Below are 24,054 nucleotides of genomic sequence, written 5' to 3'. Positions count from 1 at the left end.
CGGTCGGGACGGGTCCGGGCGGTGCCGGAACGGGCGGTGCCGGTCCGGGTGGTGCGGCGCCGGTCAGTACGGATCGGGCACCCGGTCCTCGGGTGCAGCGGCCCGCTCGGGGAGGTGGAGGCGTACGGAGAGCAGGGCGGCCAGGGCTGCGAGGGCCGCGCCGGTGAGCAGGGCGGCGCGGAAGCCGGCGGTCTCGGCGGCGGCCCGGGCCCCGGCCCCGGCGGTGTCTCCGGTACGGCTGGTGGCGACGGCGACGAGGACGGCGAGGCCGAGGACGGAGCCGAACTGCTGGCCGGTGTTGACGAGTCCGGAGGCGAGTCCGGTCTCCTCGGGCGCGGCCTCGGCCGTCGCGGCCACGTTGGTGGTGACCATGACCAGCGGCAGCGCGGCGCCGAGGAGGAGGCTGGGAGCGAGGACGGTGCTCGCGAACGTGCCGTCCGGGGTGAGGGCCAGGGCCAGCCAGAGGGTCCCGGCGCACAGCAGGACGAAACCGAGGGTCATGGCCCGGTGCAGGCCGATGCGGAAGATGATCCGGCCGGTCTGCGGGGCGACCGCGACGACGACGAGGGAGAGCGGCAGGAGTCCGAGGCCGCCGCCGAGGGGCGCGTACCCGAGGACGCTCTGGAGGTAGAGGCTGACCAGGAAGAACATCGGGAACAGCGTGGTCTGGGCGAGCGCGGCGAGCACGTTGGCCAGGCGGAGCGCGGGCCGGGCGAGGACGGACGGCGGGACGAGCGGGGCGGCGGCCCGGGTCTCGACGGCGGCGAAGGCGAGCAGCAGCGCCAGGCCCGCTCCGCCGGCGCCGAGGGTGCGGGCGGAGAGCCATCCGGCCCCGGCGCCGCCGACGAGGGCGTAGGCGACGAGGCCGAGGCCGGCGGTGGCGGTGAGTGCCCCGGTGAGGTCGAAGCCGCCGCCGGACGCCGCTCCCGTGCGGGGGGCGAGGACGCGGACGGCGAGGACGGCGAGGACGGCGGCGAGGAGCACGTTCAGCCAGAACGTGGCGCGCCAGCCGAGGAGGTCGGTGAGGACGCCGCCGAGGACCGTGCCGAGGACCCCGCCGAGACCGCCCATGGCGGCGAAGGCGCCGAGGGCCTTGTGCCGGGCGGGGCCGTCGGGGAAGAGCAGGAGCAGCAGCGCGAAGGCGGCGGCCGCGGCGAGCGCGGCGCCGACGCCCTGGGCGGCGCGGGCCGCGACGAGGGCGTCGGCGCCGGGCGCGAGACCACCGGCGGCGGAGGCGACGGCGAGCAGGCCGAGGCCGCCGAGGAAGACCCGCCGGTGGCCGAGGAGGTCGGCGACGCGTCCGCCGAGGAGGAGGAGCCCGCCGAAGGTGATGAGGTAGGCGTTGGCGACCCAGGAGAGGCCGTCGGCGCCGGAGCCGAGGTCCTCGCCGACGGACGGCAGGGCGACGTTGACGATCGCGGTGTCCATGATCAGCAGCAGTTGGGTGGAGGCGAGCAGGGCGAGCGCCCCGCGCCGCGGGCCCGGTGGTGGCGTCGTCACCGGGTCGTCCCCAGGCCGTAGCCGTCGAGGCAGGCCTGGGCGAGGCTCTCGCACTCCCCCGCCGAGCCGGCCCAGGTCTGCATGGTCAGGTAGACGTGCGGGGCGCCGTGGTAGAAGCGCTCGTACTGCTCGTGGCGGCCGGCGAACTCCGAACCGAGGGCGTCCCAGGCGAGTTTGAGGAGTTTGACGCGGTCCTCGGCGGGGTGGCCGGGCGTCGCGAAGTAGCGCCGGACCAGCGGCCCGAGTTCGGGGTGCAGGAGGTCGCGGCCGCTCGCCGGGAGCTGGACGAGGGCGCCGCCGGCGAGGAGCCTGATGTCCTGGACGGCGCGCGGGTGGAGCTCGCCGGCCATGATCCGCTGGGCGAAGGAGATCTCCTGTCCGGGGCGGACGCCGCCGCGCCCGCCGTCGACCTGCTCGTAGGAGGCCTCGGCCGCCAGGACGAAGGCCTTGGCCTGGGCGACCATGCCGAGCAGCCGGCCGACGGCCTGGGTGACGGCCGGCAGTTTCTCGGTGCCGTTCGAGCGGGTGAGGAGGATCGCGAGGCCGGTGAGGAACTCCAGTTTGGTCCAGAAGCGGGTGGCGGACTGGTGGACCAGGTTGAGGTAGGCGGGGGTCTGCCACCAGATCGCGCCGGTGGTGGCCGGGTCCCGGTAGGTGAGGACCCGTTCCCAGGGCACGAAGACGTCCTCGCAGACGAGCATCGCGTCGTTCTCGTCGTACCGGGAGGAGAGCGGCTGGTCGAAGACGGAGCGGGCGCGTTCCTCGTAGGAGGTGCGGGAGATCAGCTTGAGGCCCGGGGTGTCGAGCCGTACGGAGAAGGTGACGGCGTGCTCGGTGTCGTCGGGGGCGAGCGGCTCGATGGTGCCGACGAGGAGTTCGTCGGCGAATACCGCGCCGGTGCCGATGGTCTTGGCGCCGCGGACGACGATCCCGCCGTCGCCTTCCTCGACCACGCGCAGGGTGAGGTCGTCCCCGCCGTGGCCGGAGGGCGGGTTGGTGAGGGTGAACGCGGTGTGCAGGTCGGCCTCGGTGAGCCGTCGGTGGAAGGCGAGGGCGTGCTCGGCGCCGTCGAAGTCCCCGCCGGTGAAGACGGCGGGCGCGGCGGCGAATCCGGCCGCGCCGGCGGCCATGTAGTCGGGGGTGCGGCCGAGGAAGCCGTAGCTCGCCCGCGCCGTGGTGCGGAAGGCGCGGCGGCGGGCCACGAGGTCCTCGTACGAGCGGGGCACGGTGCCGGCGCGGCGCACCCCGCCCCGGACGAGGACGGGGCGGTGCACGGGGTCGTCGGCGAGGTCGTACAGGCCGGCGAAGGAGGCGGCGGAGGCCCGGAAGGCGGGGTGGGCGGTGACGTCCTCGACCCGCTCTCCGTCGAGCCAGACCTCGCGCCCGTCGCGCAGCCCCTCCAGATACTCCTGCCCGGACCTCGTCACCGGTGTCGCCTCTCCTCGGGTGCCACGGCTGTGCCGGTCCCGAGCCTGTCCGGGGGCGCACCGGCCGGACAATGAACGTCCGTCCAGGTGTCCTTAAGATCCGTCCAGGGGCTCCCGAAGATGTCAGGTCGGGCGGATCAGGCGGCCCTGGCCTCCCCCGCCCTGTACTCGCCGGGGGTCACCCCGAACCACTTGCGGAACGCGAGGTGGAAGCCGACGGCGCTGCGGTAGCCGACGCGGGCGGGCACGGCCGACTGCGGGAGGGACGTCTCGGTGAGCAGCCGGCCGGCCTCCTGCATGCGGCGGCCGGCGAGGTACCGGGCCGGGGAGTCGCCGACCAGGTCGCGGAAGGCGGCGGTGAACGCGGAGCGGGACATGCCGACCTCCCGGGCGAGGGCGTCGATCGTCCACGGTTCGGCGAAGCGGGTCGCCATCATGACGACGGCGCGGCTGATCCCGGGGTGGCGGAGCAGCGGCAGCGAGGCCGGGTTCCCGGCGACTTCGCGGAGCAGCGGGCGGAGCGCGAGGACGAGCGCCATCTCGAAGGCGCGCAGCGTGATGAGGCGGTCGCCGGGGCCGACCGGCCGGTCGGGTGCGGCGAGCAGCCGGAGGGTGTCGCGGAGCAGCGGTTCGCGGTCGACCTGGGGGCCGTCGAGGACGAGGGCCCAGGGCAGCGAGGTGTAGAGCCCGGTGGCGGCGCTGGCGTCGTAGTGGAGCCCGGCGCACAGGAGGCGGCTCTCGGGTCCGCTGCCGTCGATGACGATCTCGCCGGAGGTGCCGGGCTGCCGTTCGGGCAGGACGGCCTTGAGCGGGACGCCCTGGCGTTCGGGCCGGTCGGAGAGGCGGTGCGCGGCGCCGGTGGGGAAGACCACGAGGTCGCCGGCGTGGAGTTCGACGGGGGTCTCGTCGTCGGTGGTGATCCAGCAGTCGCCCTCGACGACGTAGTGGAGGACGGCGCAGCTGCGTTCGGCGTCGCCCTCGATGGCCCAGGGGGCGCGGACGTGCCAGCGGCTGTCGAAGACGCCGGTGAGCCGCAGGGGTTTGAGGAGTTCGCTCAGGAGGTCCTCGTGCTCGCCCCCGTCCAGGGGGTCGCCGGTGTCGTGCCGGTCGTGACGGTCGGTTCCCACGGTTTCCATGGACGATCCTTCAACTTCCGCCCCGGTTTGTTAATTGAACGGCCGAAGCCACCGCGGCGAGCCTGGAGGGACGCCGACACGGCAGCGGTGACAGCCTATCGAAGGGCCTCAGACACACATGTCCAGTGAGATTCCGATGCGGGTGGCGGTCGTGGGCGCGACCGGCTTCCAGGGCGGCGCGGTGGCGCGCCTCCTCGCCGAGCGGCACCACCGGGTGCGGACCCTGACCCGGCGCCCGGAGGCGGACCGGCCGCCGCTCCCCGGGGCCTTCTTCCTCTCCGGGGACCTGGGGGTCCCGGGCGACGTGCGGCGGCTCTTCGCGGGGTGCACGCACGCGTTCGTCACGATGCCGCTGGTGTACGACGAGACGCGGGTCGAGGCGTACGCGCGGAACATCGCGGAGGCGGCGCTCGCGGCGGGCACGTCCCGAGTCGTGTTCAACGCCAACACCCGTCTCCCGCTGGGTCCGACGGACGTCGCGGCCTTCGAGACGCGGCGGCTCGCGGAGCGGGTGCTGCGGGACAGCGGCGTGCCGCTGGTGGTGGTCAGGCCGCCGGTGTACCTGGACAACCTGTTCTCGCCGTGGAACGGGCCGGCCCTCGTGGACGACGGCGTCCTCGCCTATCCGCTGCCGGAGTCCGCGCGGACGGCGTGGATCTCGCACCGGGGCCTCGCGGAGGCGGCGCTCGCCGCGCTGTCCCGGGAGGACCTGGAGGGCCGGACCTTCGACATCGGCGGCGAGCGCGCCCTGACGGGCCGGGAGCTCGCGGCGGCGTTCGGCCGGGGACTCGGACGGGCGGTGCGGTACGAGGAGCTGGATCCGGCCGTGTTCGAGCGGGGCCTCGCGCAGCTGCTCGGCCCCGAGTCGGCGGCCGGGGTCGCCGGGGTCTACCACTACATGGCGACCGGGGCGGACCCGCTCCTCATGGCGGACGACGACGGGGTGTCGTCGGAGGTCCTCGGCCTGGAACAGGCCCCGGTGGAGGAGTGGGTGGCCCGCCAGCCCTGGCAGGTGTGGTCCACGGAGGCGGACACCCCGGACACCTCGCCGCGCCCCTGACCCCGGACCCCGGATCGAGCCCCGCCCCACAAAGGCGGGGCTTCTTTCTTGTCCGGGTCGCGTGCTTGCCGATGTGCCTACGCCCGAGTAGTTAACAAAGCGCCGGATTGCCCACCCGAGAACCGGGGGAAGGCTCCTCCGGTACCCCCGTCCGAACCGCCGCCTCCGAGCGATCCGTACATCCCGGTTCATCCCTGTGGACCCGCCATCCGAGTGAACGCGGACAGGAGCCGTCATGCCCGCAACCCGCCGGCCGCCGACGGAGCTAGAAAGAGCGAACCACCACCCGCACCCCCGTAACCCGTCAGGTGATGCTGTGAATCCGCTCATGGGACGCATTCCCGTACTGGACGTCCGCCCGTTGGTCGACTGTGGCCGGCGGCCCGCGAAGGCGGTGGCCGGAGAGACCTTCGAGGTGACGGCCACCGTCTTCCGCGAAGGGCACGACGCGGTCGCCGCCAACGTCGTGCTGCGCGGCCCGTCGGGCCGCCCCGGTCCCTGGACGCCGATGCGTGAACTGGCCCCGGGCACCGACCGGTGGGGTGCCGAGGTCACCCCGGACGCCGAGGGCTCGTGGACGTACACCGTGGAGGCGTGGAGCGACCCGGTGGCGACGTGGCGCCACACGGCCAGGATCAAGATCCCGGCCGGGATCGACTCCGAACTGGTCCTCGCCGAAGGCGCCGAGCTCCACGAGCGGGCCGCCAAGGGCGTCCCGAAGAAGGGCGGCGGCCGGGAGGCGGTGCTCGCGGCGGCGGACGCCCTGCGCGACGGTTCGCGCCCGGCGGCGGTGCGGCTCGCGGCGGCGCTCGCCCCGCGCGTGGTCGACGCCCTGGAGCGCCACCCGCTGCGCGAACTGCTGTCCTCCTCCCCCGCGTTGCCGCTCCAGGTGGAGCGCGAGCGGGCCCTGTTCGGCTCCTGGTACGAGTTCTTCCCGCGCTCGGAGGGCGTACGGAAGGTGAAGGGCCGTACGGTCCCCGGGAACTTCCGCACCGCCGCCGAACGGCTCCCCGCGATCGCGGCGATGGGCTTCGACGTCGTCTACCTGCCGCCGGTGCATCCGATCGGCGAGACCCACCGCAAGGGCCCGAACAACTCCCTTTCGGCGGCGCCGCACGACGTCGGCGTGCCGTGGGCGATCGGCTCCCCGGAGGGCGGGCACGACGCGCTCCACCCGGACCTGGGCACCTTCGAGGACTTCGACGCCTTCGTGGCGCGGGCCCGGGAGCTGCGGATGGAGGTCGCGCTCGACTTCGCGCTCCAGTGCTCCCCGGACCACCCGTGGGTGGAGAAGCACCCGGAGTGGTTCCACCACCGTCCGGACGGTTCGATCGCGTACGCGGAGAACCCGCCGAAGAAGTACCAGGACATCTACCCGATCGCGTTCGACGCCGACATGGACGGGATCGTCGCCGAGACCGTGCGGGTGCTGCGGCACTGGATGGACCACGGGATCCGGATCTTCCGCGTGGACAACCCGCACACCAAGCCGGTGGTGTTCTGGGAGAGGGTGATCGGTGAGGTCAACCGGGCGGACCCGGACGTGATCTTCCTGGCGGAGGCGTTCACCCGGCCCGCGATGATGCGGACGCTCGGCGCGATCGGCTTCCAGCAGTCGTACACGTACTTCACCTGGCGCAACACCAAGGAGGAGCTGACGGAGTACCTGACCGAGCTGTCCGGGGAGACGGCCGCGCAGATGCGGCCGAACTTCTTCGTGAACACCCCCGACATCCTGCACGCCTACCTCCAGGAGGGCGGCCGGCCCGCGTTCGAGGCGCGGGCGGTTCTCGCGGCGACGCTGTCGCCGTCCTGGGGCATGTACGCCGGGTACGAGCTGTGCGAGAACACCGCGCTGCGGGACGGCAGCGAGGAGTACCTCGACTCGGAGAAGTACGAACTGCGCCCGAGGGACTGGGAGTCGGCGGAGCGTGCGGGGGCGACGATCACCCCGCTCATCACCGCCCTGAACCGGATCAGGCGCCGCCACCCGGCCCTTCGCCGGCTGCGGAACCTGTCCTTCCACGAGACCGACAACCCGCAGGTGATCGCGTACTCGAAGCGCTCGGGTTCGAACATCGTTCTGGTGGTCGTCAACCTCGACCCGCACCACACCCAGGAGGCTTCACTCTCGTTGAACATGCCGGAACTCGGCCTCGACTGGCACGAGACCGTGCCGGTGCGCGACGAGCTCACCGGCGAGACCTATCACTGGGGCAGGGCCAGTTACGTGCGCCTGGAACCGGGTGTCACACCCGCGCACGTCCTCGTCCTGCGACCGTCCCCGCAGACCGGAGGGTCACCCACATCATGACTGTCAACGAGCCCGTCCCCGACACCTTCGAGGACACCCCCGCCAAGGACCGCGATCCCGACTGGTTCAAGCGGGCCGTGTTCTACGAGGTCCTGGTCCGCTCCTTCCAGGACAGCAACGGCGACGGCGTCGGCGACCTGAAGGGCATCACGTCCAAACTGGACTACCTCCAGTGGCTGGGCGTCGACTGCCTCTGGCTTCCGCCGTTCTTCAAGTCCCCGCTGCGGGACGGAGGCTACGACGTCGCCGACTACACCTCGGTGCTCCCCGAGTTCGGCGACCTGGCCGACTTCGTGGAGTTCGTCGACGCCGCCCACCAGCGCGGCATGCGCGTGGTCATCGACTTCGTCATGAACCACACCAGCGACCAGCACCCGTGGTTCCAGGAGTCGCGGCGCGACCCGGACGGCCCGTACGGCGACTACTACGTCTGGGCCGACGACGACAAGCAGTACGCGGACGCCCGGATCATCTTCGTCGACACCGAGTCCTCCAACTGGACCTTCGACCCGGTCCGCAAGCAGTACTACTGGCACCGGTTCTTCTCGCACCAGCCGGACCTCAACTACGAGAACCCGGCCGTGCAGGAGGAGATCCTCTCCTCGCTGAAGTTCTGGCTGGACCTGGGGATCGACGGCTTCCGGCTCGACGCGGTGCCGTACCTGTACCAGCAGGAGGGCACCAACTGCGAGAACCTCCCCGCCACCCACGCCTTCCTGAAGCGGGTCCGCAAGGAGATCGACGACCACTACCCGGACACGGTGCTGCTCGCCGAGGCCAACCAGTGGCCGGAGGACGTCGTCGACTACTTCGGCGACTTCCGCTCGGGCGGCGACGAGTGCCACATGGCCTTCCACTTCCCGGTCATGCCGCGCATCTTCATGGCCGTGCGGCGCGAGTCCCGCTACCCGGTCTCCGAGATCCTGGCGAAGACCCCGGAGATCCCGTCCGGCTGCCAGTGGGGCATCTTCCTGCGCAACCACGACGAGCTCACGCTCGAGATGGTCACGGACGAAGAGCGCGACTACATGTACGCCGAGTACGCCAAGGACCCGCGCATGCGGGCCAACATCGGCATCCGGCGGCGGCTCGCCCCGCTCCTCGACAACGACCGCAAGCAGATGGAGCTGTTCACCGCGCTGCTGTTCTCGCTGCCCGGCTCGCCGGTGCTCTACTACGGCGACGAGATCGGCATGGGCGACAACATCTGGCTCGGCGACCGGGACGGGGTGCGGACCCCGATGCAGTGGACCCCCGACCGGAACGCGGGCTTCTCCTCCTGCGACCCGGGGCGGCTGTACCTGCCGGCCATCATGGACCCGGTCCACGGCTACCAGGTGACGAACGTCGAGGCCGGGATGGCGTCCCCGTCCTCGCTGCTGCACTGGACGAAGCGGATGATCGAGATCCGTAAGCAGAACCGGGCCTTCGGGACGGGGACGTACACGGAACTCCCGGCCTCCAACCCGGCGGTGCTCGCGTTCCTGCGGGAGGACGGCGACGACCTGGTCCTCTGCGTGAACAACTTCTCGCGGTTCGCTCAGCCGACCGAGCTCGACCTGCGCCGCTTCGACGGCACCCGGCCCGTGGAGCTCATCGGCGGGGTGCGGTTCCCGGCCATCGGTCAGTTGCCGTACCTCCTGACCCTTGCGGGACACGGCTTCTACTGGTTCCGTCTCAAGAAGGCCTGAGCGGGCGCCAGTTCCCGCTCGAACCGGGGTGGGACGGTTTCCCCCGTCCCACTCTGGGCACTGTGAACGACACACGATCCACGCCACGATTCAGGTCCATCCGGGCCTTCTTGCCGGGCCCATACGGATCTTCCCTTTCCGACACGTCCCGCACATCCGGACAGCCATAGCCGCAATCCGGGACACTCTGCGCATTTGAACGCACATGAAAGCCACTTGCGCGCCCCGGGGAAAGGACGCGATGCCATGCCGGAGACCGCATCCACCACCCGGGCCCCGGACGCCCTCCTTCCGTCCCTCGCCCCCCTGCTCCACGAATGGCTGCCACGGCAGCGCTGGTTCGCGGGCAAGGGCCGCCGGGTCACCGGATTCACGCTGGACGCGGCCACCGAGCTGCTGCCCCTGGACGGCGCGGGACCCGGTCTGCTCCATCTGCTCGTACGGGTCGAACAACCCGGCCGCCCGGCCGGGACGCCCGCCGACTGCTACCAACTCCTCCTGGGCGTACGGAGCCAGCTCCCGCCCCGCCTCGCCCCCGCCCTGATCGGGCGGATCCGGCAGGGCCCGCTCGCCGGACGGGCGGTGTACGAGGGGCTGCGCGACCCGCGCCTCGCGGGCCTCCTGTACGAGCGCCTGCGCTCCCCGGGCCGCACGGGCCCGCTGCGCTTCCACGCCACCACGGCCCTGCCGCCCGCACTGGCCCCCCGCATGCTCGACGCCGAGCAGTCCAACTCGTCGCTGGTCTACGGAGATTCGTTCATCCTGAAGATCTTCCGGCGGGTCAGCCCGGGAGCCAACCCGGACCTGGAACTGCCGCTCGCCCTCGCCGGGGCAGGCTGCGCCCGGGTCCCGGCCCCGGTCGCCTGGTTCGAATCGGGGGCCGCCACCCTCGGCGTCCTCCAGCCCTACCTGCGGGACTCCCGGGACGGCTGGCGGCTCGCCCTCGACGCGCTCGCCGACGGACGGGAGTTCACGACGGAGGCGCGGGCCCTGGGCCGTGCGACGGCGGAGGTCCACCTGGCCCTCGCCACCGCCCTGCCGACCCGGCGCCTCGCCCGCTCCGAGACCGAGCAGCTGGCCGCCGCGATGGACCGCCGGCTGCACGCGGCGGCGCAGGCCGTCCCGGCGCTGCTGCCGTACGTGCCCGGCCTGCGGGCCGTGTTCGCGGCGGCGAGCGGCGGGGCGGCGGTCCAGCGCATCCACGGCGACCTGCACCTCGGACAGACCCTGCGCGGCTCCGACGGCGGATGGGCGGTCATCGACTTCGAGGGCGAACCGGCGAAGCCGCTGGACGAGCGGCGCAGCCCCCAGCCGACCGTCCGGGACGTCGCCGGGATGCTCCGGTCCTTCGACTACGCGGCCCGCACCCACCGGCCCTGGAACGCGGACTGGGCGGCGCGGTGCCGGGCGGCGTACTGCACGGGCTACGCGGAGGCGGCAGGGGCGGATCCGCGGGCCGACCCCGCACTCCTGCGGGCCTACGAGACGGACAAGGCGGTGTACGAGGTCGTGTACGAGGCCCGGCACCGGCCGGACTGGCTCCCGGTCCCGATGTCGGCGATCGAACGTCTGTCGGCCACCACCCCATGACCCGTCCCACGCGAGCCCGCGCCCCCTGCGGGCCCGCACCACCCACACCGCCGTGCCCGTCGCCCACCGCGGTGCGGGCAGGGCGCCGCCCGCGGCCGTGCCGCCCCCCGTTCGGCCGAGTTTCCCCCTGCCCCGCAGCACCGTTGCGCAGACGTACCCCCCGTACCCCCCAGGAGGCCCCCCCGTGACCGCCCGATCCGCAGGCAAGACGGCCGGCAAGACGCCCCGTAAGGCGCCCCCGCTCGACCCCGGCGACCGGGCCCGGCTGCTCGCCGGGGAGCACCACGACCCGCACGGCGTGCTCGGCGCGCACCCCGTGAAGGGCGGGGTCGTCGTCCGGGCGCTGCGCCCGTGGGCGAAGGAGGTCGCGGTCCTGGCCAAGGGCAAGCGGCTCCTGATGGACGACGACGGCGACGGCCTGTTCTCGGTGCTCGTCCCGCTGCTCCGCAAGGTGCCCGCGTACGAGCTGCGGGTGCGCTACGACGGCGACGAGCTCGCGGTCCAGGACCCGTACCGCTTCCTGCCGTCGCTCGGCGAGCTGGACCTGCACCTGATCGGCGAGGGGCGGCACGAGGAGCTGTGGACGGCGCTCGGCTCCCGCCCCATGACGCACGAGGGGGTCGCCGGCACCCGGTTCGCCGTGTGGGCGCCGAACGCGCGCGGGGTGCGGGTCACGGGTGACTTCACGCACTGGGACGGCACGGCGCTGCCGATGCGGTCGCTGGGTTCGACGGGCGTGTGGGAGCTGTTCGTGCCGGGGGTCGGCGAGGGCGCCGTCTACAAGTACGACATCGCGCGGCCCGACGGCTCGCACACGGTCCGCGCGGACCCGATGGCCCGCCGAACGGAGTGCCCGCCGAACACCGCGTCGATCGTGACCGAGTCGCACTACACGTGGGACGACGCGGAGTGGATGGAGCGGCGCGGATCGCGCCCGCCGCACGAGGCGCCGATCTCCGTCTACGAGGTGCACCTGCCGTCCTGGCGGCCGGGTCTCACCTACCGGCAGCTGGCCGAGCAGCTTCCCGCGTACGTCCGCGACCTCGGCTTCACGCACGTGGAGCTGATGCCGGTCACCGAGCACCCCTTCGGCGGGTCGTGGGGCTACCAGGTCACCGGCTTCTACGCGCCGACCGCCCGCATGGGCACCCCGGACGACTTCCGGTTCCTGGTGGACGCGCTGCACCGGGCCGGGATCGGCGTGCTGATGGACTGGGTCCCCGCGCACTTCCCGAAGGACGACTGGGCGCTGGCGGAGTTCGACGGGCGTCCGCTGTACGAGCACGAGGACCCGCGCCGCTCGCACCATCCCGACTGGGGGACGCTGGAGTTCGACTACGGCCGCAAGGAGGTGCGGAACTTCCTCGTCGCCAACGCCGTGTACTGGTGCCAGGAGTTCCACGTGGACGGGCTGCGGGTCGACGCGGTGGCGTCGATGCTCTACCTGGACTACTCGCGGGAGCACGGCGAGTGGCTGCCGAACGAGTTCGGGGGCCGGGAGAACCTGGACGCGGTGCGTTTCCTGCAGGAGATGAACGCGACCGTCTACCGCCGCTGCCCCGGTGTCGTCACCTTCGCCGAGGAGTCGACGGCCTGGGACGGGGTGACGCGGGCGACGGACCAGGTGGGTCCGGGCGGCCACGGCGGTCTGGGCTTCGGGATGAAGTGGAACATGGGCTGGATGCACGACTCGCTGGAGTACGTGCAGAAGGAGCCGGTGCACCGCAAGTACCACCACCACGAGATGACGTTCTCCATGGTGTACGCGTACAGCGAGAACTACATCCTGCCGATCTCGCACGACGAGGTGGTGCACGGCAAGCGGTCCCTCGTGTCGAAGATGCCGGGCGACTGGTGGCAGCAGCGGGCGAACCACCGCGCCTATCTGGGCTTCATGTGGGCGCATCCCGGCAAACAGCTGCTCTACATGGGGCAGGAGTTCGCGCAGGGCGGCGAGTGGTCGGCGGACCACGGCCCGGACTGGTGGCTGCTGGATCCGGCGTACGGGGCGGAGGCGGACCACCGGGGGGTGCGGGATCTGGTCCGGGACCTGAACACGCTGTACGCGGCGACGCCCTCGCTGTGGGAGCGGGACACCGTCCCGGACGGTTTCCAGTGGGTGGTGGGGGACGCGGCCGAGGACAACGTCTTCGCGTTCCTGCGGTTCGACGCCTTCGGTTCGCCGCTGCTCGCGGTGTCCAACTTCTCGCCGGTGGTGCGGCACGACTACCGGCTCGGCGTCCCGGACGCGTTCGCGGCCTGGGCGGAGGTCCTGAACACGGACGCGGCGCGGTACGGCGGCTCGGACGTGGTGGGCACCGACCCGGTGAAGACCGAGTCGGTGCCCTGGCACGGCCGTGAGGCGAGCGTACGGATGACGCTGCCGCCGCTGGCGACGGTGTGGCTCAGGCCCGCGTGACGGCCGGCGTGACGGCCCGTGTGACGGCCGGCCTGATCACGCCCAGCCGCTGAGTCGCCCGGGTGAGCGCCACGTACAGGTCGTTGGTCCCGTGCGTGGCGCTCTCCCGGATGCCGTCGGGGTCGACGACGAGGACCGTGTCGAACTCGAGGCCCTTGGCCTGCCGGGGGTCGAGGAGGACGACCGGCCGGGTCAGGTCGGGCTTCGGGCCGTACGAGGCGTCCGGCAGGGCGGCGATCAGGCCGGGGTGGAACTCCGGCGGGGCGATGACGGCGGTCCGGCCCTCCTCGCGGAGTTCGGCGGCGACCGCGTCGGCGGCCTCCTTGACCGGGTCCTCGACGGTCCGGTCCCAGGGTTCGACACCGGTGGAGCGCACCGAGCGGGGCGGTTCGAAGCCGGGGTCGGCGGCCCGCCGGGCCTCGGCGGCGACGGCCATGATCTCTGCGGGCGTGCGGTAGTTGACGCCGAGGCGGACGTGGTCCCAGCGGTCCTCGACGTACGGGCCGAGGATGCGCTCCCAGGCGCCGACGCCGGCCGGGTCGCCGGTCTGGGCGGGGTCTCCGACCAGGGTCATGGAGCGGCTGGGGCTGCGGCGCATGAGGAGCCGCCAGGCCATGGCGGAGAGCTCCTGGGCCTCGTCGACGATGATGTGGCCGAAGGCCCAGGTGCGGTCGGCGGCGGCCCGCTCGGCAGCGGTGCGGTGGTCGGCCTCCTCGTGGCGTTCGGCGAAGCGTTCGGCGTCGATGATGTCGTGGGCGGAGAGGACCTCGGAGGCGTCCTTGTCGAGTTCCTCCTTGTCCTCGAACTCGTAGGTGCGGGAGGCGAAGGAGACGTCGAGGACGCCCTGCGCGTACTGGATCTGCTTCTGGCGTTCGGCCTCCTCGGCGGCCCGGGCGGCGGAGTCGTCCTCGCCGAGGAGTTCGGCGGCCTCGTCGAGCAGCGGTACGTCGGCGGGGGTCCAGGGGCCGCCGTCGCGCCGGATCGCGGCGGCGTCGGCCCCGGTGAGGTGGGTGGGGTCGGCGAGGTAGCCGGCGAGGAAGGCCTGCGGGGTGAGCGCGGGCCAGAGGGTGTCGACGGCCGCGTGGACCTCGGGGTTGGCGGCGATGCCCTTGGCGAGCAGGGCGATGTCGTCGGGGCCGAGGAAGTTGGGGCCGCCGTAGGGGTCCGCGCCGATGCGGTCGGCGAGCTGTTCGGCGAGCGCGTCGAGGATCCGGAAGACGAAGTAGGGGCGGGCGAGGTTGTGCGGGAGGGCGGTCTCGCGGGCCTTGTGCCGGGCTTCGAGGGCCATGTCCCAGTCGATGACCAGGTCGCCGTCCTCGTGCGGGACGATCAGCGGTTCGCCGCGCTCGGGGACCCGCTGGTGATCGCGTACGGCCGCGGCGAGGGCCTCGGCCATGGCGGCGGCGCCCTTGACGGCGGCGGCGCGGGGGTTGTCGGTGCCGGTGGCGCGGACGCCGGGGAAGAGCTCGGCGGGGGTGGCGAGGAGGACGCCGGTCTCGCCGAGGGAGGGCAGGACGTTGCCGATGTAGCCGAGGAAGGCGGGGTTGGGGCCGACGATGAGGACGGCCCGCTTGGCGAGCTGCTCGCGGTGCGCGTAGAGGAGGTACGCGGCGCGGTGCAGGGCGACGGCGGTCTTGCCGGTGCCGGGGCCGCCCTCGACGACGATGACCCCCTGGTGCGGGGAGCGGATGATGGCGTCCTGCTCGGCCTGGATGGTCTGCACGATGTCGTGCATGCGGCCGGTGCGGGCGGCGTCGAGCGCGGCGAGCAGCACCTCGTCGGCGTTCCGGCTCTCGTGGCCGGTACGGGTGGCGTCGGCGAGGTCGAGGACCTCGTCGTGGAGGGAGACGACCTCGCGGCCCCGGGTGGTGATGTGGCGGCGGCGGGTGAGGCCCATCGGTTCGTACCCGGTGGCGAGGTAGAAGGGGCGGGCGATCTCGGCGCGCCAGTCGACGACGAGCGGGGTGCGGTTCGGGTCGTCCTCGCGGATGCCGAGCCGGCCGATGTGGTGGTCGCGGCCGTCCTTGAAGACGAGCCGGCCGAAGCAGAGCCCGCTCTCCCCCGCGTTGAACGCGGCGAGCAGTCCGGACTGCTCGGCGACCATCACGTCCCGTTCGAGCCGCCCCTGGCTGCTGCCGACCCCGGGGGTGCGCAGGGCCTGCTCGACGGCGGCCTCGGCCTGGTCCCTGAGGTCGTCGAGTCGTGCGTAGAGATCGGTGATGAATTGCTGTTCATTCCGAAATTCCTCGGTTGACAATTCGACTCCCGGCGCGATACAGTGCGTTTATTGAACTTCTCCGTGTTCGTGGTCTGTCCGGACACGGAATCCTCAAATATACGCGAGACAAAGCCCCGACTGTCCATTCTAGTCGGGGCTTTTCCGTATGCCCTGCGGAGCCGGGCGGGGACTGCGGGGTCAGCGTGCCGCCGGGGGCAGCAGGGGTTTGCGGACCACCGGGGAGGACAGCACGATCGAGGTCGTCGTCCGGCCGAGGGCCGAGGTCTGCTCCAGGACCTCCTCCAGGTGGATCGTGTCGGTGACCGCGACCTTCAGGATCCAGCAGTCCTCACCGACCACGTGGTGCACCTCCAGGACCTCGGGGCGCGCGGTGAGCTCCAGCGTGCGGGGGTGCTTCAGGGTGTAGCCACCGTGCGGGTTCACCCGGATGAAGGCCTGGATGCCGTAGCCGAGCAGGGCGGGCGAGACGTGGGCGCCGTAGCCGGTGACCGCACCGCTCGCCTCCAGGCGCCGGACGCGCTCGGTGACGGCCGCGGGGCTCAGCCGGACGCGGCGGCCGAGCTCGCTGAGCTTGATGCGGCCGTCGCCCTGCAGGAGGTCCAGGATCTGCCGGTCGATGGGGTCGAAAGCGGCCGCCGAGGTTTCGTCGGCGGCGGCGCGCGAATGCCGTGGTTCCTTCGGCGGGACGGCCTGCACTCCCATGTTTCCCCCTTCGATCGGCGAGCGCACAACGTAACACTTGACCCCTGAAGCAAGGGAGTTGAGATTCATGGACATTCTGGTCATCGGCGGCAGTCGCTATTTCGGAAAGCGGCTCATCGCGCTGCTCCGGGAATCCGGGCACCGGCTCACGGTGCTCAACCGGGGGTCCTCGCCCGCCCCGGAGGGAATCGAGCAGCTGGTCGCCGACCGCGACGACGAGAACGCGCTCGCGTCCGTTCTCGCGGGCCGCTCCTTCGACGTCGTCGTGGACCAGGTCTGCTACACCCCGCGCCAGGCCGAGATCGCCCGGCGGGTGTTCGCGACACGCACCCGGCGCTATGTGACGACCTCGACCGTGGAGGTGTACGAGTACGAGGACTCGGCCGTGCCCGTCGCCGAGTCGGCCCTCGACCTGGCCTCGGTGACCGTCGACACCGGCCTGCCCTGGGAGGACCCGGAGTTCCTGGAGGCGCACTACGGGGAGGGGAAGCGGCAGGCCGAGGCGGTCTTCGCGGCGGCCGGCTCCCCGTTCGCCTGGGCCTCGGTTCGGGTGGCCCATGTCCTCGGCGGCGCGGACGACTTCACCGGCCGGATCGGCCACTACGCGGGGCGGATCCGCGCGGGCGAGCCGATCGCCGTTCCGGTCGTCAACCACCCGGCGACCTACGTGTACGTGGAGGAGATCGCCGCGTTCCTCGCCTGGGCGGTCGCGGCCGACTTCACCGGACCGGTGAACGCGCACTCCCACGGGCCGCTCACCACGGCCGACATCTGCGCGGAGATCGAGAAGCTGGTGGGCGGCCGGAGCGTCTTCCAGGAGGTGGAGGTCGGCGAGGTCTCGCCGTTCTCCTTCGCCCGCTCGTACGGCATGGACAACTCCCGCGCCGTCGGCCTTGGTTACTCGTTCACCGACTCGGCCGAGTGGCTCGCGCGGGCGGTCTCGGAGACCCTCGGGGGGCAGCGCTGATGCGGTACAGGACGCTGGGAGGCGTACGGGTCGGGGCGATCGGCTTCGGCACCATGCCGCTCTCCATCGAGGGGCGGCCGGACGAGGCGCGGGCCGTCGCCACCGTGCACGCGGCCCTGGACGCGGGGGTGACCCTCCTCGACACCGCCGACTCCTACCACCCGCCGGGCGGCACGCCCGGCGAGGGCGAACTCCTCGTGGCCCGGGCCCTCGCCTCGTACGGCGGCGGCACGGACGGCGTGCTCGTGGCGACGAAGGGCGGCCGGGGGCGCACGGACGACGGCGGCTGGACCGTGGACGGCCGGCCCGGACACCTGCGGCGGGCGGCGGAGGGCTCGGCGCGGCGGCTCGGCGGCGGCGCGATCGGGCTCTACCAGCTGCACAAGCCGGACCCGGCCGTCCCGTACGCCGAATCCCTCGGAGCCGTACGGGAGTTGCTGGACGCGGGCACGGTCCGGCTGGCGGGGATCTCCAACGTGGACACCTCGCAGATCCTGCTGGCCCGCGAGATCCTCGGCGACCGGCTGGTCTCCGTACAGAACCGCTACTCGCCGGCGGTGCGGGACAGCGAGGCGGAACTGCGGCTCTGCGCGGAGCTCGGCCTCGCCTTCCTGCCGTGGAGCCCCCTGGGCGGGATCTCGCGGAGCTCCCTGGACGGGACGTCCGCCCAGGAGGAGGACGCGGAGTTCGGGGCGTTCCACCGGGTGGCCCGCGCGCACGGGGTCAGCCCGCAACGGGTCGCCCTCGCCTGGCTGCTGACCCGCTCGGAAACGGTGCTCCCGATCCCGGGCGCGAGCCGCCCGGAGACGGTCCGGGACTCGGCGGACGCGGTGTCGCTGACGCTGACGGCCTCGGAGCGGGCGTCGCTGGACGGCGGCCGCTGAGTACGGGGAGGGCGGCCCCGGCCACTGCCGGTGCCGCCCTCCCCTCCGACCCCCGGATCCGGCTCAAGACCCGGGACCCGGAACCTACGACGCGCCCGTTGCAGGCAGGCGTTCCCCCGGGGCGATGCCCACCTGTGGGCAGGCGTTCCGCCGGCGCGATGCCCACCCTCGTTGTGGGCAGGCGTTCCGCCGGGGCGATGCCCACCCCGTTGTGGGCAGGCGTTCCGCCGGGGCGATGGGGGTCCCCCCTGCTCGAGCGAAGCCGAGAGCTTGGGGGAGGGTGGGCACAACGGAACGGCGCCCTTGCCGGCGCCAGAGGCTTACGCGCCCGGACCCGCACCCCGTGCACCGTCACCGGGGTGCGGGTCCAGGCCCAGGGAGCGGAGGCGCCGCGAAGGGCGCCGTCCCGTGTGCCCACCCGTCCCGCCCAGCGGGACGATTGCCCACACGGGCAGCGGGCGGCGGGCCCCACGGAACGGGCGCGGGTCCCGCGGGACGGGGCACCGCCGGGCGCGGGTCCCGCGGGACGGGGCACCGCCGGGCGCGGGGCCCGCGGGACGGGCACCGCCGACCCGGGCGCGGGCCCCACAGGACGCCGCCGACCCGGGCGCGGGGCCCGCGGGGCGGGCGCCGCCCGGCACCGCGGGGCTCGGGTCAGACGCCCGCTCGGGCTCGTTCCTCGCCCTCCTCCGCGCGCTGGTCCGGCACCGCCGTCCCCCCGTGGTCGTCGACCAGGGTCGTCTCGTCGAAGGGGACCCGCCCCGCCAGGACCTCCGCGGCCCGCGCCTTGTCGATCTCCTTCGTCCACGTGCCGACGAGCACCGTCGCGACCGCGTTGCCCGCGAAGTTGGTGAGGGCGCGCGCCTCGCTCATGAAGCGGTCGATGCCGACGATCAGGCCCACGCCGTCGACCAGTTCGGGCCGGTGCGACTGGAGGCCGCCCGCGAGGGTGGCGAGCCCGGCGCCGGTGACGCCCGCGGCACCCTTCGAGGCGATGATCATGAAGACGAGGAGCGAGATCTGCTCGCCGATCGACAGCGGGTCGCCCATGGCCTCGGCGGTGAAGAGCGAGGCCATCGTCAGGTAGATCGCGGTGCCGTCGAGGTTGAAGGAGTAGCCGGTCGGGACGGTGATGCCGACGACCGGCTTGCTGACGCCCAGGTGCTCCATCTTCGCGATGAGCCGCGGCAGCGCGGACTCGGAGGAGGAGGTGGAGAGGATCAGGAGGAACTCGCGGCCCAGGTACTTCAGGAGCGACCAGATGTTGATCCCGGCGATCAGGCGGAGCAGCGTGCCGAGGACCACGAAGACGAAGAGCCCGCAGGTCACGTAGAAGCCGATCATGATGACGGCCAGCGACTTCAGGGCCGCGGCGCCGGTCGCGCCGACGACGGCCGCGATCGCGCCGAACGCGCCGACCGGCGCGGCCCACATGATCATGCCGAGGATGCGGAAGACGAGCCGCTGGATGTGCCCGATGCCGCGCAGGACGGGCTCCCCGGAGGCGCCCATCGCCTGGAGCGCGAAGCCGGCGAGGAGGGCGACGAGGAGGGTCTGGAGGACCTCGCCGCCGGTGAAGGCGGAGACGAGGGTGGTCGGGATGATCCCGAGCAGGAAGTCGGACGTCGACTCGCTCGCACCCTCGGCCTGCTTCGCGCCGGCCTCCGCGATCTCCTTGGTGAGGTGGAGTCCGGAGCCGGGCTCCAGGAGGTTGCCGACGAGCAGACCGATCGCGAGTGCGACGGTCGACATCACGAGGAAGTAGCCGAGGGCGAGGCCGCCGACGGCGCCGACCTTAGCGGCCTTCCGGACCGAGCCGACGCCGAGCACGATCGTGCAGAAGATGATCGGCGAGATCATCATCTTGATCAGGTTGACGAAGCCGGTGCCGAGCGGCTTGAGCTCGACGGCGACGCCCGGTGCCAGGAATCCGACCGCGATGCCGAGCAGTACGGCGCCGATGACGGCCAGATACAGATAGTGGGTACGGTCCCGGCGTGCGGCCACGGGGTCCTCCTCGTGCTGATGGGTGTCCACGTCCCGGTGGACCTCCGCGACTATCCATCAGCCTGTGACCCGGGTCACGGTTGCGTACGTTTCGTTCACGACCGAAGCGACGGACCCCCTCCGGGAACAGCACGATTCGGGAACGGGGTGCCGCCCGCGGACGTTCCCACGTGCACACTTACCCGCATGCGTCTCCGCCTCCCCCGCCCCCGCAGCCTGGCCGGCCAGCTCTTCGCCATGCAGGTCGTGCTCGTGGCCGTCGTCGTGGCGGGGTGCGCGGCCTTCGCGTACGTCACGGACCGCGCGCAGGCCGAGGAGACCGCGCGGCGCCAGGCCACGGCGACCGCCGCCGCCGTGGCCGACTCCCCGTCCGTGGCCGCCGCCGCCCGGACCGCCGACCCGTCCGCCGCGCTCCAGCCGTACGCGGAGTCGCTGCGCCGCCACGCGGGCGTCGCCTTCGTGGTGATCATGGCCCCGGACGGCACCCGCTGGACTCATCCGGAGCCGGCGCAGATCGGCCGCACGTACCTCGGTCACATCGAGGAGGCGCGGCAGGGGCGGCTCTACTCGGAGACGCACCTGGGTGTCCTCGGCCCCTCCGTCCGGACGGTGGCGCCGGTCTTCGACGGCGGGCGGGTCGTCGCCCTGGTCAGCGCGGGCATCACGATCGACAAGATCAGCGAGCAGGTACGGGAGCAGGTGACCGCCCTGCTCGTCATGGCGGGCGCGGCGCTCGCGCTCGGCGGAGCGGGGACGTACGTCGTGAACGCCCGCCTGCGCCGCCACACGCACGGCATGAACGCGACCGAGCTGAGCCGGATGCACGACTACCACGAGGCCGCGCTGCACGCGGTGCGGGAGGGGCTCGTGATGCTCGACGGGCGGCGGAGGATCGCCCTCATGAACGACGGTGCCCGGGAGCTCCTCGGTCTGGACGACGGGGCCGTCGGACGGCCCGCCGCCGAGCTCGGCCTGCCCGCACCGCTGACCGGCGCGCTGCTCTCCTCGGAGCCGCGCGTCGACGAGACGCACCTGACGGCCGACCGGGTCCTCGTGGTCAACACCCGCCCGGTGGTGGGCGGGGAGCGGCGCGGCACCGTCGTCACGCTCCGGGACCGCACCGAACTCCAGGCGCTCTCCGGCGAGCTGGACTCCGAGCGGGGCTTCACGGAGGCGCTCCGCTCCCAGGCCCACGAGGCGGCGAACCGACTGCACACGGTCGTGTCGCTGATCGAACTGGGGCGCGTGGCCGAGGCCGTGGAGTTCGCGACGGCGGAGCTGGAGCTCGCCCAGGCGCTCACCGACCGGGTCGTCGACGCCGTCGGCGAACCGGTCCTCGCCGCACTGCTGCTCGGCAAGGCGGCGCAGGCCAACGAGCGGGGCGTGGAGCTGGTCCTCACCGAGGACAGCCGCATCGACGACGGCCGGGTGCCGGCGGCCCTGCCCTCCCGGGACCTGGTGACGATCCTGGGCAACCTCATCGACAACGCCGTGGAGGCGGCCGGCGGGAACCCGCACGCACGCGTGACGGTCACGGTCGCGGCCCCCGCGGGCGGCGGCGAACTGCTGCTCCGGGTCGGCGACAGCGGCCCGGGAGTCCGCGCCGCCGACCGGGAGGCGGTCCTCGGACGCGGCTGGTCCACCCGGGGCCCCGGCCGCGGCCTCGGTCTCGCCCTGGTGGGGCAGGCGGTCACGCGCGCCTCGGGGACGCTGACCGTGACGGACGCGGAGGAGGGCGGCGCCGAGTTCACCGTCCGGCTGCCCCTGCCGGAGGTGTCGCCGGCGCGGGAGGCGGTGCCTGAGAGGGTGCCCGTGCGCGTGCCCCGGGAAGACGGAGCCCGCGGTGCCGCCGGCGCGGACGAGGAGGTGACCGGGTGACCACGAGCCCCCTCCGCGTCCTCGTCGTCGAGGACGATCCCGTCGCGGCCGACGCCCACGCGCTCTACGCCGGGCGCGTCGAGGGCTTCCGGGTCGTCGGGGTCGCGCACTCGCGGGCCGCCGCCGTGCGGATCCTCGACCGGACGCCGGTCGACCTGATCCTGCTCGACCTCTACCTGCCCGACGGCCACGGCCTCCAGCTCCTGCGCGCCCTGCGGGCCGCCGGGCACTCCGCCGACGTCATCGCCGTGACGTCCGCCCGCGACCTGGCGGTCGTCCGCGAGGGCGTGTCCCTCGGGGTCGTCCAGTACGTCCTGAAGCCGTTCGCCTTCGCCACGCTCCGGGACCGGCTCGTCCGGTACGCCGAGTTCCGCGCCGCGGCCGGCGAGGCCTCCGGGCAGGACGAGGTGGACCGGGCCCTCGCCACCCTCCGGGCCCCGCACCCCGCCACGCTCCCCAAGGGGCTCAGCGGCCCGACACTCGAAGCGGTCACCCGCACCCTGCGCGCCACCCCGGCGGGACTCACGGCCGCCGAGGCCGGCACGGCCGTCGGGATCTCCCGGATCACGGCCCGCCGCTATCTGGAACACCTGGTCACGGAGGGGCGGGCCGTGCGGGCCCCGCAGTACGGTCAGATCGGGCGGCCCGAGCTCCAGTACCGGTGGCTCGACGGCCCGGCGCGCGGCCACTGAAACGGCCCTGTTACTGATCAGTTCCCCTCTTCCTACGACTTCGCACGTTTGGGCGAACGCACCGTAGCCAGCCGTCACTTTTTGTACCTACCGTGGCCGCGTGCACCAACCCTCCCCACCCTTCGACGCCCAGGCCGCGCGCCGGCTCCGCGAGGGCCTCGGCATGGCCCCCGGGCATGTCGCCTACGGCCTGCGGGCGCAGTACGGCATCCTCGTCGACCCCGACACCGTGGTCGCCTGGGAACGCGGCACGGCGGTCCCGAGCGAGCAGGAGCTCACGGCCCTCGCGGGCGTCCTGTGGTGCGCCCCCGCGGACCTGATCGCCGCCGCGTCCACCCTGCGCGAGCACCGGGTGGCCCGCGGGCTCCCCGCCGAGGAGCTCGCCCGGCGGATCGGCGTGTCGGCGTCCGCGTACCAGCGGATGGAGGAGGAGGGCCGCTGGCGCGGCAGCGAACGCCAGACCGCCTCCCTCGCCGAGGTGCTCGGCCTCGGGCCGCGCGAGCTGATCACCGCGACCGGCGGCGACGAGGCACTCGCCGAGACGCTGCGGGACGCGGCGACCACGCGCTGGCAGGCGTACGTGAAACCGACCGTGAAGCTGGTGCCGCTGCCCAAGCGGATCGTGGAGTCCGCGCTCCAGCTCCTCCACACCGAGTACCACGCGCGGATGGTGGCGACCAGCAGCTGGGGCGCCTCCGGGGCGACCGGCGACGAGGGACGCGCCTACCTGGAGGAGATCAGCGCGCACTTCTGGGCGGCGGTGGGACCGTAACGGCCGTGCGGTCGCCGTACATTGGCGCGGTGAGACGACACATATCCTTCGACCGACTCCACAACTTCCGTGACCTGGGCGGCTATCGGACCACCGACGGCGGGACCGTGCGGTGGGAGACCCTCTACCGCTCCGACTCGCTCGGCAAGCTCGCGGACGCCGGCCCCGCCGACCTGGAGCGCTTCCGCGCGCTGGGCGTGGGCACGGTGATCGACCTGCGCTACCCGTGGGAGATCGCCGGCAAGGGCCGCCTCCCGGAGACCGAGGGGGTCTCCTGGCACAACCTCTCCATCGAGCACCGCCCCTACGACCAGGAGGCGATCGACCCGGCCCTGGACCCCTGGCGCTACCTGGCCGACCGGTTCGCCGAGGTCGCCGAGGACGGGGCGGAGGAGCTCCGTACGGCCCTGGAGGTGATCGCCGCCGCCGGGGAGCCGCTCGTCTTCCACTGCGCCTCGGGGAAGGACCGTACGGGTCTGCTCGCGGCCGTCGTCCTCGCCCTCCTGGACGTCCCGGACGAGGAGATCCTCGCGGACTTCGCGCTCACGGAGCTGGCCACGGAGCGGCTGATCGGCGACTGGCGGGCCGCCCACCCCGGCCGGGAGCCGCGCTGGCCGGGCTACGGCCGGGCGCCCGCCGACATCATCCGGCTGTTCCTCGCGGACCTGCGCGAGCGGTACGGCTCGGTGTACGGGTACGTCACCGGCCACGTCGGCCTCGACCCGGCGGTGGTGACGGCGCTCAGGGCCCGTCTGGTGGAGGCCCCCTAGGGGCGC

Annotated in this window: 17 protein-coding genes; 11 read left to right on the top strand and 6 right to left on the bottom strand. The window is 73.1% G+C overall.

The annotated features are described in order from the left end of the window. Positions 1–63 precede the first annotated feature (63 nt). From ACN9MM_RS27095 to ACN9MM_RS27085, 3 genes are all read right to left on the bottom strand, one after another. Positions 64–1,500: an MFS transporter gene (locus tag ACN9MM_RS27095; protein ID WP_426366225.1), complete on the bottom strand. Its 1,437-nt coding sequence runs from the start codon at positions 1,498–1,500 to the stop codon at positions 64–66. Further along, complete coding sequence (locus ACN9MM_RS27090) at positions 1,497–2,927, bottom strand: 4-hydroxyphenylacetate 3-hydroxylase family protein (protein ID WP_426366223.1); 1,431 nt, start codon at positions 2,925–2,927, stop codon at positions 1,497–1,499. Before ACN9MM_RS27090 ends, ACN9MM_RS27095 begins: the two co-directional genes overlap by 4 nt. A gap of 137 nt (positions 2,928–3,064) precedes the next feature. Then, a complete protein-coding gene (locus ACN9MM_RS27085; protein WP_426366221.1) occupies positions 3,065–4,063 on the bottom strand; it encodes an AraC family transcriptional regulator in 999 nt (332 codons plus the stop codon). A gap of 118 nt (positions 4,064–4,181) precedes the next feature. Between ACN9MM_RS27085 and ACN9MM_RS27080 the strand changes: the two genes are divergently transcribed. The 5 genes from ACN9MM_RS27080 to glgB all read left to right on the top strand — a co-directional run bounded on the left by ACN9MM_RS27080 (position 4,182) and on the right by glgB (position 13,137). Further along, positions 4,182–5,123, top strand: coding sequence for an SDR family oxidoreductase (locus tag ACN9MM_RS27080; RefSeq protein ID WP_426366220.1), 942 nt, complete (start codon positions 4,182–4,184; stop codon positions 5,121–5,123). A 328-nt stretch (positions 5,124–5,451) separates the two neighbouring features. Then, a complete protein-coding gene (locus tag ACN9MM_RS27075; RefSeq protein WP_426366219.1) occupies positions 5,452–7,437 on the top strand; it encodes an alpha-1,4-glucan--maltose-1-phosphate maltosyltransferase in 1,986 nt (661 codons plus the stop codon). Further along, a complete protein-coding gene (treS, locus tag ACN9MM_RS27070; RefSeq protein WP_382872795.1) occupies positions 7,434–9,128 on the top strand; it encodes a maltose alpha-D-glucosyltransferase in 1,695 nt (564 codons plus the stop codon). Before ACN9MM_RS27075 ends, treS begins: the two co-directional genes overlap by 4 nt. A 246-nt stretch (positions 9,129–9,374) precedes the next feature. Continuing rightward, on the top strand, positions 9,375–10,718 hold the full coding sequence (locus ACN9MM_RS27065; protein ID WP_426366218.1) for a maltokinase N-terminal cap-like domain-containing protein: 1,344 nt from the start codon (positions 9,375–9,377) through the stop codon (positions 10,716–10,718). Positions 10,719–10,902: 184 nt separating this feature from the next. Beyond that, a complete protein-coding gene (glgB, locus tag ACN9MM_RS27060; protein ID WP_426366217.1) occupies positions 10,903–13,137 on the top strand; it encodes a 1,4-alpha-glucan branching enzyme in 2,235 nt (744 codons plus the stop codon). On the opposite strand, the gene ACN9MM_RS27055 is transcribed toward glgB, so the two are convergent. Then, positions 13,124–15,394 (bottom strand): HelD family protein, encoded by a 2,271-nt coding sequence (locus ACN9MM_RS27055; protein ID WP_426366216.1) that lies wholly within the window; start codon positions 15,392–15,394, stop codon positions 13,124–13,126. The genes glgB and ACN9MM_RS27055 overlap by 14 nt on opposite strands. A 159-nt stretch (positions 15,395–15,553) precedes the next feature. Beyond that, entirely contained in the window at positions 15,554–16,078 is a 525-nt protein-coding gene (locus tag ACN9MM_RS27050) for an Lrp/AsnC family transcriptional regulator (protein WP_426366214.1), read from the bottom strand. Positions 16,079–16,145: 67 nt separating this feature from the next. Here ACN9MM_RS27050 and ACN9MM_RS27045 point away from each other — a divergent pair, with 67 nt between their 5' ends. Together ACN9MM_RS27045 and ACN9MM_RS27040 are read left to right on the top strand one after the other, a co-directional pair. Continuing rightward, complete coding sequence (locus ACN9MM_RS27045) at positions 16,146–17,045, top strand: NAD-dependent epimerase/dehydratase family protein (protein WP_426366212.1); 900 nt, start codon at positions 16,146–16,148, stop codon at positions 17,043–17,045. Next, the gene (locus ACN9MM_RS27040; RefSeq protein WP_426366211.1) at positions 17,045–17,929 is read left to right on the top strand and encodes an aldo/keto reductase; all 885 of its coding nucleotides are present in this window, start codon (positions 17,045–17,047) and stop codon (positions 17,927–17,929) included. The genes ACN9MM_RS27045 and ACN9MM_RS27040 overlap by 1 nt, the downstream gene beginning before the upstream one ends. Positions 17,930–18,583: 654 nt before the next feature. Here the strand turns inward: ACN9MM_RS27040 and ACN9MM_RS27035 are convergent. Then, positions 18,584–19,936, bottom strand: a complete 1,353-nt coding sequence (locus tag ACN9MM_RS27035; RefSeq protein WP_426366210.1) for a cation:dicarboxylate symporter family transporter — start codon at positions 19,934–19,936, stop codon at positions 18,584–18,586. A 186-nt stretch (positions 19,937–20,122) separates the two neighbouring features. Here ACN9MM_RS27035 and ACN9MM_RS27030 point away from each other — a divergent pair, with 186 nt between their 5' ends. The 4 genes from ACN9MM_RS27030 (at position 20,123) to ACN9MM_RS27015 (ending at position 24,048) form a co-directional block, all read left to right on the top strand. Beyond that, positions 20,123–21,814: a sensor histidine kinase gene (locus ACN9MM_RS27030; protein WP_426366208.1), complete on the top strand. Its 1,692-nt coding sequence runs from the start codon at positions 20,123–20,125 to the stop codon at positions 21,812–21,814. Next, complete coding sequence (locus ACN9MM_RS27025; RefSeq protein WP_426366207.1) at positions 21,811–22,506, top strand: response regulator; 696 nt, start codon at positions 21,811–21,813, stop codon at positions 22,504–22,506. The genes ACN9MM_RS27030 and ACN9MM_RS27025 overlap by 4 nt, the downstream gene beginning before the upstream one ends. 163 nt (positions 22,507–22,669) lie before the next feature. Then, positions 22,670–23,278: a helix-turn-helix domain-containing protein gene (locus tag ACN9MM_RS27020; protein WP_426368837.1), complete on the top strand. Its 609-nt coding sequence runs from the start codon at positions 22,670–22,672 to the stop codon at positions 23,276–23,278. 29 nt (positions 23,279–23,307) lie between these two features. Then, positions 23,308–24,048 carry a tyrosine-protein phosphatase gene (locus tag ACN9MM_RS27015; protein WP_426366206.1) on the top strand — a complete coding sequence of 247 codons (741 nt, stop codon included), beginning with the start codon at positions 23,308–23,310 and terminating at the stop codon, positions 24,046–24,048. Positions 24,049–24,054 lie beyond the last annotated feature (6 nt).

This window comes from Streptomyces sp. E-08, assembly GCF_049913095.1.
Lineage (GTDB): Bacteria > Actinomycetota > Actinomycetes > Streptomycetales > Streptomycetaceae > Streptomyces.
Note: the sequence above shows the minus strand (reverse complement) of the source record. Positions and strands in the feature narration are given on the sequence as shown.